Origin of the sequence: Frankia sp. AgB1.9, from assembly GCF_016786355.1 — a bacterium.
Classification (GTDB): domain Bacteria; phylum Actinomycetota; class Actinomycetes; order Frankiales; family Frankiaceae; genus Pseudofrankia.
The window spans coordinates 29,371-45,216 of sequence record NZ_JADWYX010000075.1 but is presented as its reverse complement, the minus strand read 5'-3'; the positions used below and the strand labels follow the sequence as shown (position 1 = coordinate 45,216).

Here is a 15,846-nt window from a genome sequence, read left to right as displayed (position 1 = left end):
CCCGGCCCCCCCCCGGCGTGTGACCTGCCGCGGGCTACCGGATCGTGATGCCGCTGGTGGCCCGCCGCTGGCTGGGCAGTCCCGCGTCGTTCGCCGGCTCCGTCCCGGGGGCGACGCCGTCCGGCTGGCCGGCCGCGGCCGGGGCGAGGACCGCGGGGCTGTCGAGGCGTTTGCCCTCGACGTCGATGTCCGGCAGCCGCCGGTCGAGCCAGCGCGGCAGCCACCAGGCGCGCCGGCCGAGCAGCGACATCACAGCCGGCACGAGCGTCATCCGGACGACGAAGGCGTCGACGAGCACGCCGAAGGCGAGCGCGAAACCGACGGACTGGATGATCGGCTGGCTGGACAGGATGAAGCCGGCGAACACGCTGATCATGATGATGGCGGCCGCCGTCACCACCCGGGCCCCGTGCCGGAAGCCGACGGTCACCGCGTCGTCCGGGCCGCGCCCGTGCACGTACTCCTCCCGCATCCGGGTGACCAGGAAGACCTCGTAGTCCATGGCCAGGCCGAACAGGACGCCGACGAGGAAGATCGGCAGCATGCTCACGATCGGGCCGGTGGAACTGACCCCGAACAGGTCCTTCAGCCAGCCCCACTGGAACACCGCCACGACGGCGCCGAAGGTCGCGACCACGCTCAGCAGGAACCCGAGGGTCGCCTTGAGCGGCACCAGGACACTGCGGAAGACGAGCAGGAGCAGCACGAAGGCCAGGCCGACGACGACCGCGAGGTAGGGGATGAGCGCGGCCGAGAGCTTCTCGGAGATGTCGATGTTGACGGCGGTCGTACCGGTCACCATGGCGACGGCGCCGGTGGCCGCCGTGACCGCTCCGGCCTGCGACCGGATCGTGTGCACCAGGTGCTCGGTCGCGGCCTCGCTCGGGCCGCTGGCAGGAGTGACCGAGAACGTCGCCGTGTCCCGTGCCTCGTTGAAGGTGGCGGGACCGACCGACGTGACGTCCGGCAGCGCGCGGATCGTCGCGGCCACCTTCGCGACGGCCGCGGTGCGGTCGCCCGCGTGGGCCAGGTCGACGACGAGCAGCAGCGGCCCGTTGAATCCGGCGCCGAAACCCGCGCTGAGCTGGTCATAGGCGACTCGCTGGGTGCTGGACGGCGCGGCCGTGCTGTCGTCGGGCAGGCCGAGACGCAGGCTGGTGACCGGTGCCGCGACGAGCCCGAGGCCGAGGACCGCTGCGGCGACCACCCAGCCGCGGCGCCGGACCGCCAGTCGGGCCCACCTCTCGCCCATCGTCGGCCGGTTGCCGTCGGCCTCCGGGTCCCGGGACCGCAGGCCCGCGAAGCGTCGGGCCAGGTGGCGCCCACGGCGCCGAGCGGGCGACGCCGCGTCGTCCGACGGCCGGGCGGCCGCGAGCCGCCGGCCCGCGAACCCGAAGACGGCCGGCAGCAGGGTCAGCGCGATCGCGACGGCGATGGCGACCGTTCCGGCTGCGGCGAGCCCCATCTGGGTGAGGAACGGAATGCCCGCCACCGTGAGCGCGGCCAGCGCGATGACGACGGTGAGGCCGGCGAATACCACCGCAGACCCTGCCGTGCCCACCGCGCGCCCTGCGGCCTGCTCGCCGTCCTCGCCGGCGGCGAGCTCGTGGCGGAACCGCGAGGTGATGAACAGGGCGTAGTCGATGCCGACGGCCAGACCGATCATCAGGGCGAGCGTCGAGGTGCTGGCGCTCAGGTGCATGAACCCGGTGGCGACCGCGATGCCACACACGCCGATCGCCACCCCGAGCAGCGCGGTCAGCAGCGGCAGCCCGGCGGCGATGAACGACCCGAAGGTGATCAGGAGGACGACCGCGGCGACGGCGATGCCGATCACCTCGGTCGCGCTCTGGGCAGCCGCGCCCTGCGTGGCCGAGCCGCCGAACTCGACGCCGACGCCGGCTGACCGGGCCGGGCCGGCCGCGGCGAACAGCGCGTCGCGGGCCGCGCCGGTGACGTCGCGCTCCTGGACCGTGTAGTTCACGCTGGCGTAGGCGGTCCGGCCGTCTGCGGACACGGCGGCCCATTTCCCGCCGACGGTCGTGAACGGGTCGGTGACCCTGCCGACCAGCGGCGCGTGGGACAGGTCCTGGACGGCCTGCTCGATCGCCCGCTGCCGGGCCGGATCGGCCAGTGAGCCAGTCGAGCCGGCCGGGAGGGTGAAGACCACCCGGGCCGCGGCGGTATCCGCGCCGGCACCGGGCATCCGCTCGTTGAGGAGGTCAATCGCCTTCTGCGACTCGGTCCCCGGGATGGACAGCGCGTCCGAGGTAGGTCCGGACAGCGTCGCGGCACCGACCCCCGCGAGAGCGAGAAGCAGGACCCACAACGCGACCACGAGACGCCGGCGCCGGTACGCCGCCCGCCCCAGTCGGTACAGGTAGGTGGCCAACGGATGTCTCCTCGGATCGACGGCTCGGCGGCGGGCAGGCGCCATTCATCGGGTCCGACGCTAGCCGACCGGCAAGGAACTGACCAGCCGACCGGCTAGGATTTGCCTTGTCGTTCGGCTAACACTCCGCGGCGGGATCAAACGCCCGGTCCACGGCGTTCCTCTCGCGAGCCAGAGTCGGTGGCGCCCGTCACGTAGGCTGCCGTGGCCGTGGACACGTCCGTGGGAGCGCGCCACCGGCCGGTCGGGACGGTGGTGAGGAAGAGGACTGGGGATGGCGATGACCACGCTGGACGCCGCGACGCACCGCGCCGGCGCCGGTCGCGAGAAGGTGGTGGCCGCCGCCCTCGACCTGTTCGCGGAACGCGGCGTCAGCGCCACGTCGCTGCAGATGATCGCGGATCGCCTGGGCGTCACGAAGGCCGCCGTCTACTACCACTTCAAGGCCAAGCGGGACATCGTCCTGGCCGTCGTACGGCCCGCGCTCGCGGAGCTCGGTGCCATGGTCGAGGACACCGAACGGGAACGATCGCAGGCGGTGCGGACCGAGCAGCTGCTCGTCGGCCTCGTCGACCTTCTGATTCGCAACCGGCGGCTCTACGCGATCCTCGAGGGCGACCTCGCCGTCGCGCAGATCCTCGCCACCGACCCCTTACTCGCGCCCCTGGGCGAGCGGCTCGTCGACGCGCTCGTCGGCCCGGACCCCGACCCTGGCCAGATCGTGGCAGCCAATCTCTTCCTCGCCGGCCTCAAGAGCGTCGGGGCCGGCGGCGCGGCGGACATCCCCGATGCCGAGCTACGCGGCTACATCCTCGACTGCGCGCACCGGCTGCTCCGCCGCCGACGCCAGCCCACCGGCCGCCCCGCGCCGTCCTGACACCCGCGGCTCTCGGCGCCGTCTGCCCGAGCCGCCTTCGTCACGCGGACGCCCGCGACGGGCCACGGTGCGGGCCGGCCAGCGCTGGCCGGCCCGCCGAGGGCGCTAGAACCACTGCTGGATGTTCTGCAGCCAGCTCGCCGGGTTCCAGGACGAGGTAGCTCCGTTCCCCTGACCGGAGGCCCAGCCCGGCACTCCCGACCAGGGCAGGCCCGGGCCGGTCTGGTCGGTCGGGCCGGTCTGGTCGGTCGGGCCGCCGGCCATGTCGGAGGTGGTGGGCGCGTCCGCGTTGGTCTGGTCCGTGGACGGGTCGCCCGAATCCGACGACGCGACACTCGTGTCGGTCTGGTCCGTGGACGGGTCGGTCGAATCGGTGCTCGTCGGCTGGGTGCCGGTCTCGCCGGTGGGCCAGTCGGTGCCGTACGGCCACTGTGTCGTGGCCGGGTCCGTGCCGGTCGTGCCGGTCGTGCCGGTGGGCCAGCCCGTGCCGTACGGCCATTGCGTCGTGGCCGGGTCCGTGCCGGTCGTGCCGGTGGGCCAGTCGGTGCCGTATGGCCACTGCGTCGACGAGGGGTCCGAACCGGTCGTACCGGTGGGCCACCCGGGCCAGCCTGTGGTGTACGGCCACTGCGTGGATGACGGCTCCAGGCCGGTCTGACCGGTCGGCCAGCCAGGCCAGGACGTGCTGTTCGGCCAGCCGGTGGACGAGGTGTCCAGCCCGGTCGTGCCGGTGGGCCAGCCCGTGTCGTATGGCCATCCCTGCGACGACGTTCCCGCGCCGGGCACGGTCGTGGGCCAGCTGTCCAGCCCGACCGGCGATCCGACGGCAAGAGCGGGCGTCGCAAGCGGGATGATGGTCCCGCAGGCCACAAGCGCTCCGCCAATGGCGGCGGCAAATCGTGCCGGTCGCATTCCCCCACACCCCTTCGGTTTGTGTAGAAACATTGATGGTGTCCGCTACCGTGACATCCGGTGTTCGATATTCGCGCCGAGCTTCACATGGTCAGGAGATCGACTGCCGCAGCGACACAGCCGAAACAGGTCCCGGCGAAACGTGTTGCCGGGCCCGGCTGCTACGCCGATAATTTCGCCGCCGCCGAGGGCTGATGTTCGAGGCCGTCAGATGTTCGGATGCTGGTGGTGCGCGGGTGACACCCGGAAATGGTGAATGCCATCGGGCATTGACCACGGGAACGGCGGGCCGCCGCGCGGCGGCGAACCGCGTGGTCAGCGGCGCGGCGGGCGGCCGGCCGTCGCGGGCCAGTACCGCGAGGGGCCGTGCCGGGCGCTGGCCGACCGGGATCCCCGGCGGCGGCACAGCGCGGGCGGCCGGGATCGGCCGACTCGACCTGGTTTGGAAGCGGGCTGGCGTGCGCCGTCGCCGAGCCGCCCCTGCGCGAGCCGTGTTCCGCGATCCGTCTGAGGCACCGTCGTGACCGATTCGCGGGTGAGGGCGCTGAATCCAGCTGCTCCATTGATGTCCGCCTACGACGAGGCGATAACGGCCCGTGCCGGACGCAGGCAGAACCGCGCGGACCACGCTCGTCGAGCCGGCCCGCCGACGCACGGTCACCGCGCCGCCGGGCGTCAGAGGGCACCGGGTTGGCGGTACCCCAGCGGCGGCCTACGGCGTCCGCACGAGCGTGTCGGCACCGGGCGCCCAATGATGATCTCTCGGGGCCTGGTGGCGCTTCCGGCCGAGTTCGCCCGGTCTGGCGGCCGGTGCCCCAGGCTGTTCGGCCGGAACGGTACTGTTCGGTCGCATGGCGGACGACCGGGAGATTCTCGACTGGCGAACCTACGGCATTGCCTCGCGGCAGCTGGCCCAGGCGGTCGCCGCCGACGGGTACCGGCCGGACGTGATCCTGGCGATCGCGCGCGGCGGCCTGTTCGTGGCCGGCTCCCTCGGCTACGCGCTGGCCGTGAAGAACCTGCACGTGATGAACGTCGAGTTCTACAACGGAGTAGACGCCACCCTGGATATGCCGGTGATGCTGCCGCCGGTGCCCAGCACGGTCGACTTCTCGGCGAAGAGGGTGCTGATCGCCGACGACGTCGCGGACACCGGCAAGACCATCGAACTCGTCCGGGACTTCATCCAGGACCACGTGGCCGAGGTGCGTACGGCGGTCATCTACGAGAAGCCGCGATCCCTGGTGAAGTGCGAGTACGTGTGGCGGCGGACCGACCGGTGGATCAACTTTCCGTGGAGCACCGAGCCGCCGGTCGTCGACCTGTGAGCCCGCCCCGGCTCGGCCGGCAGCCTGCTTGACCGGGTGTACCAACGATGCTATTCATGTGCCAGCATCCCGCTGGGCGGCCGCACAGTCGCCCTTGGTCTTAGGTGATCTGTACTTAGGTGCTGTGGCTTAGTGCTCGGGACTTAGGTGCTCTGGACTTGGGTTGCTGGGTGACATAGTCGCTGGACGGCCGATCTGCCTGCCACCGGTGTGCTGAGCGACTGACTTGCTGATTGACCAACGTACAGAGCAACTAGTACACCGAGCAATCAATGCGCCGGGTAGTCGAGCCGGGTAGCATGTTCAGGTGCCGAGTATCTGAGGCCTGTGGCACCCAGGGCGTAGTAACCGACACCTATAGCAGCTGGCACACGTCGCATCCGAGGAACACCGCGCACGAACGGACGTGCGGTGTTTTTCTGGCCTGCGGCCATCCTGCACGCATCATGGACCGCTGTTCCGTCGTGCCGCCGAATATTTTCGGCCCGGTCTGGGAGCAGGCGGCATCCGTGGCGTCTGGCTTGGGATCGCCTGGGGCCGATGCGTATCCGGAGACCATGCCGCCTTTTGTTTCCGAGCAGTCGTCGCGCGCGGCCGCCGGAAGTTTCCGGCGGTCGGCCCGTGAGCAGGGCGGCGCCATCCGACGCGATTCGGTGCGGGATCCCGTCGTCGCCGGCCGGCGCTCGAAGGCTTCCCACACCGCCGAACCCGTACCAGCCCGCCGCGCCCCGACCGCGGCGGGCAGCCTGGGCGCTCGCGCCTGATGACCTGAGGGAGGTACCAGCTGAGCGCGCCACACCAGCTGTTCGCCGTCGTCGCCCTCGCCGACGATGACGACCCCGAGGCCGCAAGGGTGATCGTCGCGTTCGAGTCCGCCCAGGCCGCCGCGGCCTTCGCGGACCGCCACGACCTAGGTCGCCATGTCATCAGCCCGCTCGTGTTCGACACCGGTCGGCCAGCCGCCCAGGCCACTCCCAGCCCGCTCGCAGGTGACGGGCCGGTTGCCGGGCACAGGCCGGCTGACCTCGCCCCGGCGGCCGGGCACGGTCCGGCTCGGCACGGTCTGGCCGAGCGCGGGCCGGCTGGGCACGGTCTGGTCGGGCACGGTGTGGCCGAGCGCGGGTTAGGTGGGCCCGAGTCAGGTGGGCACGAGTCGTTCGACAGGCTCGGCCCGGTCGGTGGCTCGGCCCAGCCAGCACCGAGCGTGGCCGACCGGCCGGACCGCGACGCCGGCCGTGCGGCCACCGCGCTGGCCGATCCGTCACGGGTTGGTGAGTGCCCGGCGGCCAGCGGCGTAGCCGGGCTCGCCAACCCGGACAGGCGCGGCCGAACCGTCGACGCCCGGCCACCCGGGCTGCCGGATTCCGCCGACGGCGACGCCGTTCGCCCGGATGTCGCGGCCGGCGAGCGGGCCCGGCTGGTGGCGGAGTACCGCCGGGCGATCATCGCGCTGCTCGCGCTTGAGCCCGTCCCCCTAACCGGCCTGCATGGCGGTGGCGTGACCCCGGGCGAGGCCCGGGCCTACGAACTTGGCCAGCTCCGGCACGCGCAGGCCGTGCTCGCCGAGCTGGCCCGCGCCTGGTCTCCGTCGCCCGATCGTGATCAGCCCATCGCCCGATGAAGCCGCGACAGCGAAGCCAGCCTCGCTGCCCGCTTGGGCCACCGGACCGGTCATGATCGCCGTTTGGGCACTGGGGTGGTCGTAGAAACGCCCCCGGCACGACCATCACAGGGCCCAAACGGCGATCAAGGCCGCGCGCAGCCAGGCTCTGCGGGCTTAGCCAGGATCTGTACGAGACGCCCGCCGTTGTTGATCATCAACGTGGGGTGAGTGTCGGCGTTCCGGCAATGCCGGTGTGTTTCGGAGTTGCGCGGGTCTCGCTGCGGCACATAGCGTTTGACGTCCAATGCGTGGGATTGCTCGGGTCTACTGGCGGTTGCTGGGGGCCGGGTTCCGGCGCCAGTCCGCCTACCGGCTCGCGGCGCTCGGCGGGGTGGTCGCCAACGCGACGTTCGGCCTGCTCAAGGTGGCGGTGCTCGTCGCGACGGTGCACGCGGCAGGCGGCGAGCTGGCCGGGTACGACGTCGGGCGGATGAGCACCTACATCTGGCTCTCCCAGGCGATGCTCGGCTCGCTCAACCTCAACGGCCGCACGGACATCGCCGAACGGATCAAGGATGGTCGGGTCGCGGTCGACTTCCTGCGTCCGCTCGACGTGCAGGCGGCCGAGATCGCGACCGAGGTCGGGCGGTCCCTGTTCGCGCTGATTCCGCGCGGCATCCCGATGATCGTGATCGGTGTCTTCGTGGGCATGGCGCCGCCGGGCTCGCTCGCGGCCTATCCACTCGGCGCCGGCAGCCTGCTGCTCGGGATCGTGATCTCCGTGGCGACCGCCTACCTGGTCGGGGTCGCGGGGTTCTGGCTGGTGGAGACCCGGGGCCTGCAGGTCTTCTACATGGTCATCTCGGGATTCCTGGCCGGGCTGTTCGTTCCCATCGGGCTGTTTCCGCGCTGGCTGTTGGTCATGGCCGAGGCCACGCCGTTCCCGTCGATGATGATGTACCCGATCGACGTCCTCGCGGGTCGGGTCGATCTCGCCGGCGCGCTGGGGCTGCTCGCGGTACAGGTCGGCTGGCTCGTCTGCGTCGCCGGACTCGGCCAGGTGCTGACCCGGGCCGGCCGGCGCCGCCTGGAGGTACAGGGTGGCTGAGGCGCGAATGACTGAGGCGCGGGTGGCTGAGGCGGGAGCGCTGAAGGCGCAAGGAGCCGGCCGGCCGCGGACCTGGCTGCGGCCCTATCGGATGGTGATCGCCTCCCGGGTGCGGTCCCAGACGTCCTACCGGTCGAACTTCGCGCTCGACCTGGTGAGCTCGGCGCTGGCGACGTTGGTCGAGCTGGCCGAGGTCTGGGTCCTCTTCCACGCGGTGACCCGGCTCGGCGGTCTGGAGTTCCACCAGATCCTGCTCGTGTTCGGCCTGGCCGACCTGGCCTTCTCGGTCGCCGACCTGGCCGTCGGCCACTGCGACAACCTGCCCGTCTACCTGCGCGCGGGCACCCTGGACGTGTTCTACCTGCGACCGCAGCCGCTGCTGGCCCAGCTCATGACCAGTGACATCAGCCTGCGCCGGCTGACCCGGATCGGGGTCGGCCTGGCCGCGCTGGGCGCCGGTCTCGTCGTCAACGACGTGGCCTGGACGGTGGGCAACGTGGCCCTTCTCGCGGTGGCCCTCGTGAGCGGCTGCGCGACGTTCGCGGCCATGTTCGTCTGGGCCGGCGGCCTGCAGTTCTTCCTCGTCGAGGGCGCGGAGCTGACCAACGCGTTCGTCTACGGCGGCCGCTATGCCGCCACCCAGCCGGCGGCGGTCTGGTCCCGACCGCTCAAGGTCGTGTTCGGCTACTTCTTCCCGATGGCCTTCGCGGGCTTCCTGCCGACCCTGCGGCTGCTCGACCTGCCGGCGCCCCCGTGGCTGCCGACCTGGCTGGGCTGGTGCGGGCCGCTCGCCGCGCTGTGGGCATGGGCCATGGCCCTGCTGTGCTGGCACTGGGGAGTCCGGCACTACCGAGGGGGCGGCGGATGAGCCACCCCCCGGACCTCTGTCGAAAGCCAACGATCACCCAAGGGAGCAGGAGCCGATGACCGCGATCATCGAGACCGCGGACCTGGCGAGGGAGTTCACGGTGCGCGACGGCCCGCGTCGCCGACGGGTGACCGCCGTCGACGGCCTGACCGTCCGGATCGAGCCAGGCGAGGCGGTCGGCTACATCGGCGCCAACGGGGCCGGCAAGTCGACCACGATCAAGATGCTGACCGGCATCCTCGTGCCCACGCGCGGCACGGTGACCACCTGCGGGCTGCGCCCGGTCAGGGACCGACGCCGGCTGGCCCGTCAGGTCGGGGTCGTGTTCGGTCAGCGGTCCCAGCTGTGGTGGGACCTTCCGGTGCGCGAGTCGTTCCGCATCCTGGCCGCCATCCACACCCTGACCGCCGCCACGGAGCGGGCCCGGACCGACGAGCTGGTCGAGTGCCTGGAGCTGGCCGACTTTCTCACCACCCCGGTCCGCCAGCTCTCGCTGGGTCAGCGGATGCGTGCCGAGGTGGCCGCCGCGCTGCTGCACGCTCCCCGGCTGGTCATCCTCGACGAGCCGACGATCGGCCTCGACGTCCTGTCCAAGCAGCGGCTGCGGGAGTTCCTCATCGCCGAACGGCGTACCCACGGCACGACGCTGCTGCTGACCACCCACGACATGGGCGACGTCGAGCGGCTGTGCGACCGGGTTCTCGTGATCGACCGCGGCCGGCTGGCGTACGACGGCGACCTGGCTGGCCTCGGGCGGACCACCGGCGCCGAGCGGGTGCTCGTCCTCGACCTGGCCGAGCCGTCGCCGGACCTGGCCGGGATACCCGCGACCCGCCATCTGTCCAGCGAGGCGCACGGCCTGCGCCAGCGGATCGCGTTCGACGCGGAGGCGACGACCGCCGCCCGGGTCTTCGCGGCGGTCGCCGAGCGGGCCGAGGTCCTCGACTTCACCGTCGAGGAACCTGACATCGAGGACGTCGTCCGCAGGATCTACGCCGCCCGCCGCTGACCACCGGCTCGGCCGCCGGCGCGGGGATCAGCCAGGAGCCGGGCTGGGCGGGAAGGGATGGTAGACCACCAGGCGGGAGCGGTCGATGAAGCTGAGATCGTCGACGACGTGGACGAAGCGCTCGAGGAGCCGGTCTGACGCGGTCCGCTGCCCGTTCGGCAGCATCGCCGCCACGGCCGCCGAGGGATAGAGCGTGAGGATCTCGATCGCCAGCGTCCGGATGTTCTCCGGGCTCATGCGGTCCAGCCGCGCGAGGGCGTTGTGGACGACCGGCCGGGCCGGGCTCGTCGCGGCGAGCTGCGTCCCGGCGTCGGCGAACCGGCGCAGCACGCCGACCAGCACCAGGGCGATCTCCTCGATGCTCATCGAGCGGACCAGCTCCACGAGCAGCGCCGAGGTCCGGGAGACCCCACGCCCCAGCAGCCGTCCCTGCGGGCTGACGATGTCCACGACGTCGCCGGGCCGGAAGGTGCCGCGGACCCGTTTGATCCCGGAGGCGAACAGGCTCGACCCCCAGCCGATGCCGGTCTCGGCCGCGAGGTTCACGACGAGCGCGCCGTGACTGACCGCCACCCCGGCGATCCACCGCCTGTCGGCGTCGAACCGCCTGTTGGTCGGCCGCACCCGCGTTCCGCGCGGTTCGTCCTTGATGAAGTCGATGACCGCGCTCGGCCGGCGCGCGCTGGCGATCATGGTCTCGATCCCGTTGTGCGCGGCCAGCTCGGCGGCCCGGACCTTGGAGCGCATGCCGCCCCGTCCGGTGCCACCGCGGTAGGTGGTGACCTCATGGATCTCATGGGCGTTGATCTCGGGGATCGGCGCCGCGTCGACCGCCGGTGAGTGCTCGTAGACCCCGTCGACGTCCGTGAGCAGCAGAAGCTTGTCCGCCCCCGTCATCACGGCGACACCGGCCGCGATCGCATCGTTGTCCGAGGCGGCCTCGTCGGTCGCGTCGTTCCCGTTGACGATCGGGATGACGCCGTTCTCGACGGACTCACGCAGCACCTGCGCGATGACGGCCATCTTCCGCGGATTGCGCAGGTCCTGGTCGGCCAGCAGGATCTGGGCGACGTTACGCCCGGACATGTCGGCGACCGAGCGGTAGATCGCGAGCAGGTAGGGCTGCCCGACCGCCGCCGCGAGCCGGCCGCTGAACTCCGCCACCCCGGTCCTGGCCAGGTGGGCCGTGCCGGACGACACCGCCCCGGACGAGACGATCACGACACCCCAGCCGAGGTCGTGCGCCTCCAGCGCGGAGTCGAGCGTGTTCGTGAGCAGCCGGGGGTCAGGCCCGCTCGCGCGCGTGACGGAGCTCGAACCCAGCTTGACGACCAGGATCTTCATCCTCGGCTGCTCCTCGTGGCCCGACGGACTCCATCAAACCCGCCACGCGAGCGACCATTGTGGGCCAGCCCGTCATGACAGATACGGAGTGAGATGAAAGATCGTCTGGTGGAGGTGGCGGGGATCGATGGTCTGGGCCACGGGACAGGGCCTCCGGCCGGCTCGGGCGGGCGGCCGATCGTCGTGCTGCGGCCCGCGCCGCGTCGCCACGACGAGCTGTTCGACGCAGCTGTCCGCGCCGAGCTGGATCAGGTCTTCCAGATCGTCGACCTCCCGGGGATCGATCCAGTCGCGGACGAGACGCTGCTCGACGCCGTGCTGCCGGAGGTGTTCGCGATCGTCGGGCAGCCGGCGCTGTCGAGGGAGCGGATCGCGCGGGCGGCGCTGCTGCGCGCGGTGCTCAATGTCGAGGGCAACTTCCTGCCGAATGTCGACTACAGGGCCTGCTTCGAGCGCGGAATCCACGTCCTGTCCGCTGGTCCGGCGTTCGCGCAGCCGGTCGCCGAGTACGCCCTGGGGCTCGCGCTCGACCTCGCCCGCGGCATCAGCCAGGAGGACCGCGCCTTCAGAGCGGGGATGGAGGGCCGGACGCCGTACGGCGGGTCGCGGGGGGTACTGCTGCGCGGGGCCGATGTCGGCCTGATCGGGTTCGGAAACCTGGGCCGCGCGCTGCACCCGCTGCTCGCTCCGTTCCGGCCGACGATCCGGGTGTACGACCCGTGGCTGCCGGCCGCGGTGCTGCGCGACCGCGGTCTGCTCCCGACGAGCCTGGACGAGACGATCAGCCGGAGCCAGTTCCTGTTCGTGCTCGCGGCCGCCACGACCGAGAACCGGCACCTGCTCGGGGCCGCCGAGCTGGCCCTGGCGCCGCCCGGCGCCCGGCTCGTGCTGGTCAGCCGAGCCCCGGTGGTCGACTACGAGGCCCTTCTTGACCGGGTGGCGGGCGGTCACCTGCGGGCGGCGGTCGACGTCTGGCCCGAGGAACCACTCGCGTTGGACCATCCGGCCCGGGCGCTCGACGGACTGGTGCTGTCCGGGCATCGGGCCGGCGGCATCCCGGCCGCCTTCCGAGAGATCGGTGCGATGGTCCGCGACGACCTCCTGCTGCTCGCGCGCGGGCTCCCGCCGGTGCGGATGCAGCCCGGCGCCCGGGAACTGATCGAGCGTTACCGCAATCGGCCGGTGACCGGCCAGGGCGGCTGAGGCAGGTCCCCGCCGTAGGGCCGCTGGCCGCCGGGGCGCCAGACCGCCGGTCCCCCCGGCGGCCCAGTCGCGCCCCGCCACCTTCGTGCCGCGCCCCGCCACCTTCGTGCCAAGATCACCGTCTTGACCCTCGGGTGGTTGTAGAAACGCCCTGATCACGACCACGCCAGGGCCAAATCGGCGATCAACAGCCGGGCGCAGCCGGCCGCGTCGGATGCGGGACAGTCGGCCCGGCGGGGACCGGGTTACGTGGGTCGGGCCCGGACGGTTCTGCGACGCTTGCGGCTATGAGGCGGTTCGGTGCGCTGGTGCGGGCCTGTCATCCGGAGCCGACCGTCGCGGTGACGCTGTTCGCCACGGCGCTGGCGGTCTCCATCGGACGGACCGCGGGCGGCGTCGTGCTGGTCGCCGCGGCGGTTCTGACGGGCCAGCTGTCGGTCGGCTGGAGCAACGACTTCATCGACCGGCGACGGGACGAGACCGGCGGGCGGTCCGAGAAGCCGATCGTTGCCGGTGGCCTCCCGCCGGGGCTGGTCGCGCGCGGCGCCGCGTTCGCGCTGCTCGCCTGCGTGCCGCTGTCCTTCGCCTCGGGCTGGCCGGCGGGGGCGGTCCATCTGGCGGCCGTCGCCAGCGCCTGGGCCTACAACCTGGGCCTCAAGGCCACGCCGCTGTCGGTCCTGCCGTACGCGGTCTCGTTCGGGCTGTTGCCCACGTTCGTCGTGCTCGGGCTGCCCGGACACCCGCTGCCGCCCTGGTGGCTGCCGCTGGCGGGAGCCCTGCTCGGCTGCGGCGCGCACTTCGCGAACACGCTGCCCGATCTCGCCACCGACGCCCGGACGGGGGTCCGCGGGCTGCCGCACCGGGTTGGGGCCACCGGTGCCCGCTGGTCGGCCGTGCTGCTGCTGGTAGCGGGTTCGGTCGTCGCGCTGCTCGGCCCCGCGGGCGTCAGCATCTGGCGGCTCGTCGTGCTGGTCGCCGTGGCCGCGCTGACCGTGGCCTTCGGCCTGCGGCCCGATGACCGGCAGGCGTTCCGGGTCGCCATGGCGATCGCCGCGGTCGACGTCGCCGTGGTCGTCATCAGCGGGACCAGCCTGCGCTAGGCGCCGCGAGCAGCCACGGGTCCCGCGCCACCAGCCCGCGCCTCCCGACCGTCGGTCACCTGCGCCGCGCACGCGGGGGTTCGGTGCCGATGGCTCAGGTGGTCGCGGCGTTGGTGCCGTCGGCGCGCAGCACGCCGCGGCGGGTCAGCTCGCCGATCACCGCTTCGGCCGCGGCCCGGGCATCGGCAAGCCAGGTCGCCGAGGCCTGCCGGGTGTCGCCGGCCGCGATGGCGTCGATGACGCGTTGGTGCTCCGCGACGATCTCGTCGTGGGCGCGGCGGTCACTCTGGTGGGCGGCCCACTGCAGGAAGCCGCCCAGCCCGCGCAGCTCGGCGAGCAGGCGCGGCGTCGCGCCGGCGAGGTGCTGGACGCGGACGATCTCGACGGCCAGGTCGTGCCGCCGGGCGGGCGCGGCCTCGCTCGCCGCCAGCTCGTCGAGCAGGTCGCGCAGCTGGGCGACGACCCCGGCGTCGTGGTCCATCGCGACCCGGGCGGCGGCGACTCCACTGAGCAGGCCGAGGACGTGGAAGTCCGCGCGCAGCGTGCGGGCGTCGAAGTGCTGGACGAACGCGGCGCGATGGACCCGGGTCGCGACCAGGCCGTCCCGTTCGAGCAGCACGAGGGCCTCGCGAACCGGGGTGGGGCTCACGTCGAGGGCGACGCTGATCCGTTCGACGTCGACGCGGTCACCCGAGCGCAGCCGGCCGTCGAAGATCTCGCGGTGGACGTACTCGACGACGACCGCGCTCGTCTTCGTCCGTCGCAACGCGGGTTCGACCAGCACGTCGCCATCCTCCCGATCGTGGTCACCGTTCGTCAATCAAAAATACAAAATTGGAGATTGTCACCGCCCTGAGGTGAGCGTACGCTCAGCAGCGCATCAGACGGGTGTGTGAAGCGGACGCAAGGAGGCTCCGGTGGCCAAGCTGGCTGACGGTCTGCGAGTGATCGACGCCGACTCTCATATGACCGAGCGACACGACCTCTTTACCGAGCGGGCGCCCAAGGGCTACGAGGACCGGATGCCCCACGTCGAGCGCATCAATGGCCTGGACATGTGGGTCATCGAGGGCAAGACCTTCGGCCGCGCGGGCTCGGGCGGCACGATCGACCACGACGGGAAGAAGCACCCGCACCGTGACTCGCAGGGCGGACCGTGGGGGATCAACGACGTCCACCCCGCCGCCTGGGACCCCAAGGCACGCCTGCGCCTGATGGACGAGCTCGGCATCAACACGCAGGTGCTCTACCCGAACGCCATCGGCCTCGGCGGGCAGAACCTGCGCAACTCGGTCGCCGACACCGGCCTGCTCATGCTCTGCATCGAGCTGTACAACGACGCCATGCAGGAGATCCAGGCCGAGTCTGGCAACCGCCTGCTGCCCATGCCGATCATGCCGGCCTGGGACATCGAGTCCTGCGCCCGCGAGGCCGAGCGCTGCGCCGCCAAGGGCGCCCGCGGGATCAACATGACCGCCGACCCGCAGGACTCCGGGTCGCCCGACCTCGGTGACCCGGCCTGGGACCGGCTCTGGGACGTCTGCACCGGCCTCGACATCCCGGTGCACTTCCACATCGGCGCCAGCCAGACCTCGCTCAGCTACTTCGGCAACAGCTACTGGCCGAGCCAGGACGACTACGTGAAGCCCGCGATCGGCGGCGCGTCGCTGTTCCAGAACAACTCCCGCCTGCTGCTGAACAGCGCGTACTCCGGGATGTTCGACCGGTTCCCCGCGCTGAAGATGGTCTCCGTCGAGAGTGGCATCGGCTGGGTGCCGTTCATGCTCGAGGCGATGGACTACGAGCTGGTCGAGAACGCGCCCAAGTGGGCCAAGAAGCTCCAGAAGAAGCCGTCGGAGTACTTCGCGGACAACTGGTTCGCGACCTTCTGGTTCGAGACCGGCCGCGGCGACCTGCAGCACCTCATCGACCAGGTCGGTGAGGACAACATCATGTTCGAGACCGACTTCCCGCACCCCACCTCGCTGCACCCGGACCCCGTCGGGATGGTCAGCGAGAAGATCTCCACCCTGCGTCCGGAGACGCAGCGCAAGGTCATGGGAGAGAACGCCGCCAAGCTCTACAGGGTCTGAGTCACCCCG

Annotated in this window: 13 protein-coding genes; 9 read left to right on the top strand and 4 right to left on the bottom strand. The window is 71.8% G+C overall.

What is annotated here, in order from left to right; genetic code table 11:
- Positions 1–34: 34 nt before the first annotated feature.
- Positions 35–2,392, bottom strand: a complete 2,358-nt coding sequence (locus I6A60_RS26410) for an MMPL family transporter (RefSeq protein ID WP_203011827.1) — start codon at positions 2,390–2,392, stop codon at positions 35–37.
- A 274-nt stretch (positions 2,393–2,666) separates the two neighbouring features.
- Between I6A60_RS26410 and I6A60_RS26405 the strand changes: the two genes are divergently transcribed.
- Positions 2,667–3,269, top strand: coding sequence for a TetR/AcrR family transcriptional regulator (locus I6A60_RS26405; protein WP_203011828.1), 603 nt, complete (start codon positions 2,667–2,669; stop codon positions 3,267–3,269).
- 105 nt (positions 3,270–3,374) lie between these two features.
- Here the strand turns inward: I6A60_RS26405 and I6A60_RS26400 are convergent, their stop codons facing one another.
- Complete coding sequence (locus I6A60_RS26400) at positions 3,375–4,139, bottom strand: hypothetical protein (RefSeq protein ID WP_203011834.1); 765 nt, start codon at positions 4,137–4,139, stop codon at positions 3,375–3,377.
- 893 nt (positions 4,140–5,032) lie between these two features.
- On the opposite strand from I6A60_RS26400, the gene I6A60_RS26395 reads away from it, so the two are divergent.
- The 5 genes from I6A60_RS26395 (at position 5,033) to I6A60_RS26375 (ending at position 10,097) form a co-directional block, all read left to right on the top strand.
- Positions 5,033–5,509, top strand: a complete 477-nt coding sequence (locus I6A60_RS26395; RefSeq protein WP_203011835.1) for a phosphoribosyltransferase — start codon at positions 5,033–5,035, stop codon at positions 5,507–5,509.
- A gap of 853 nt (positions 5,510–6,362) precedes the next feature.
- Positions 6,363–7,130: a hypothetical protein gene (locus I6A60_RS26390; RefSeq protein ID WP_203025163.1), complete on the top strand. Its 768-nt coding sequence runs from the start codon at positions 6,363–6,365 to the stop codon at positions 7,128–7,130.
- Between the two features lie 286 nt (positions 7,131–7,416).
- Positions 7,417–8,220 (top strand): ABC-2 family transporter protein, encoded by an 804-nt coding sequence (locus I6A60_RS26385; protein WP_203025164.1) that lies wholly within the window; start codon positions 7,417–7,419, stop codon positions 8,218–8,220.
- Between the two features lie 7 nt (positions 8,221–8,227).
- Positions 8,228–9,088: an ABC transporter permease gene (locus I6A60_RS26380; RefSeq protein ID WP_374113473.1), complete on the top strand. Its 861-nt coding sequence runs from the start codon at positions 8,228–8,230 to the stop codon at positions 9,086–9,088.
- Between the two features lie 55 nt (positions 9,089–9,143).
- Positions 9,144–10,097 carry an ATP-binding cassette domain-containing protein gene (locus I6A60_RS26375; protein WP_203025165.1) on the top strand — a complete coding sequence of 318 codons (954 nt, stop codon included), beginning with the start codon at positions 9,144–9,146 and terminating at the stop codon, positions 10,095–10,097.
- A gap of 27 nt (positions 10,098–10,124) precedes the next feature.
- On the opposite strand, the gene proB is transcribed toward I6A60_RS26375, so the two are convergent.
- A complete protein-coding gene (gene proB, locus I6A60_RS26370; protein ID WP_203025166.1) occupies positions 10,125–11,441 on the bottom strand; it encodes a glutamate 5-kinase in 1,317 nt (438 codons plus the stop codon).
- Between the two features lie 93 nt (positions 11,442–11,534).
- On the opposite strand from proB, the gene I6A60_RS26365 reads away from it, so the two are divergent.
- Positions 11,535–12,644 (top strand): NAD(P)-dependent oxidoreductase, encoded by a 1,110-nt coding sequence (locus I6A60_RS26365; RefSeq protein ID WP_203025167.1) that lies wholly within the window; start codon positions 11,535–11,537, stop codon positions 12,642–12,644.
- A gap of 287 nt (positions 12,645–12,931) precedes the next feature.
- Positions 12,932–13,744: a UbiA family prenyltransferase gene (locus I6A60_RS26360; RefSeq protein ID WP_203025168.1), complete on the top strand. Its 813-nt coding sequence runs from the start codon at positions 12,932–12,934 to the stop codon at positions 13,742–13,744.
- Positions 13,745–13,838: 94 nt separating this feature from the next.
- Here the strand turns inward: I6A60_RS26360 and I6A60_RS26355 are convergent, their stop codons facing one another.
- Positions 13,839–14,528 (bottom strand): GntR family transcriptional regulator, encoded by a 690-nt coding sequence (locus I6A60_RS26355; protein WP_203025169.1) that lies wholly within the window; start codon positions 14,526–14,528, stop codon positions 13,839–13,841.
- Positions 14,529–14,661: 133 nt separating this feature from the next.
- Here I6A60_RS26355 and I6A60_RS26350 point away from each other — a divergent pair, with 133 nt between their 5' ends.
- A complete protein-coding gene (locus I6A60_RS26350) occupies positions 14,662–15,837 on the top strand; it encodes an amidohydrolase family protein (protein WP_203025170.1) in 1,176 nt (391 codons plus the stop codon).
- The last annotated feature ends 9 nt before the right edge of the window (positions 15,838–15,846 follow it).

Bases quoted from the DNA above. Each gene is read 5' to 3' on its own strand.
- I6A60_RS26405 (WP_203011828.1), top strand. From the start codon at position 2,667: ATGGCGATGACCACGCTGGACGCCGCGACGCACCGCGCCGGCGCCGGT.
- I6A60_RS26395 (WP_203011835.1), top strand. From the start codon at position 5,033: ATGGCGGACGACCGGGAGATTCTCGACTGGCGAACCTACGGCATTGCC.
- I6A60_RS26385 (WP_203025164.1), top strand. From the start codon at position 7,417: ATGCGTGGGATTGCTCGGGTCTACTGGCGGTTGCTGGGGGCCGGGTTC.
- I6A60_RS26380 (WP_374113473.1), top strand. From the start codon at position 8,228: ATGACTGAGGCGCGGGTGGCTGAGGCGGGAGCGCTGAAGGCGCAAGGA.
- I6A60_RS26375 (WP_203025165.1), top strand. From the start codon at position 9,144: ATGACCGCGATCATCGAGACCGCGGACCTGGCGAGGGAGTTCACGGTG.
- proB (WP_203025166.1), bottom strand. From the start codon at position 11,441: ATGAAGATCCTGGTCGTCAAGCTGGGTTCGAGCTCCGTCACGCGCGCG.
- I6A60_RS26365 (WP_203025167.1), top strand. From the start codon at position 11,535: ATGAAAGATCGTCTGGTGGAGGTGGCGGGGATCGATGGTCTGGGCCAC.
- I6A60_RS26360 (WP_203025168.1), top strand. From the start codon at position 12,932: ATGAGGCGGTTCGGTGCGCTGGTGCGGGCCTGTCATCCGGAGCCGACC.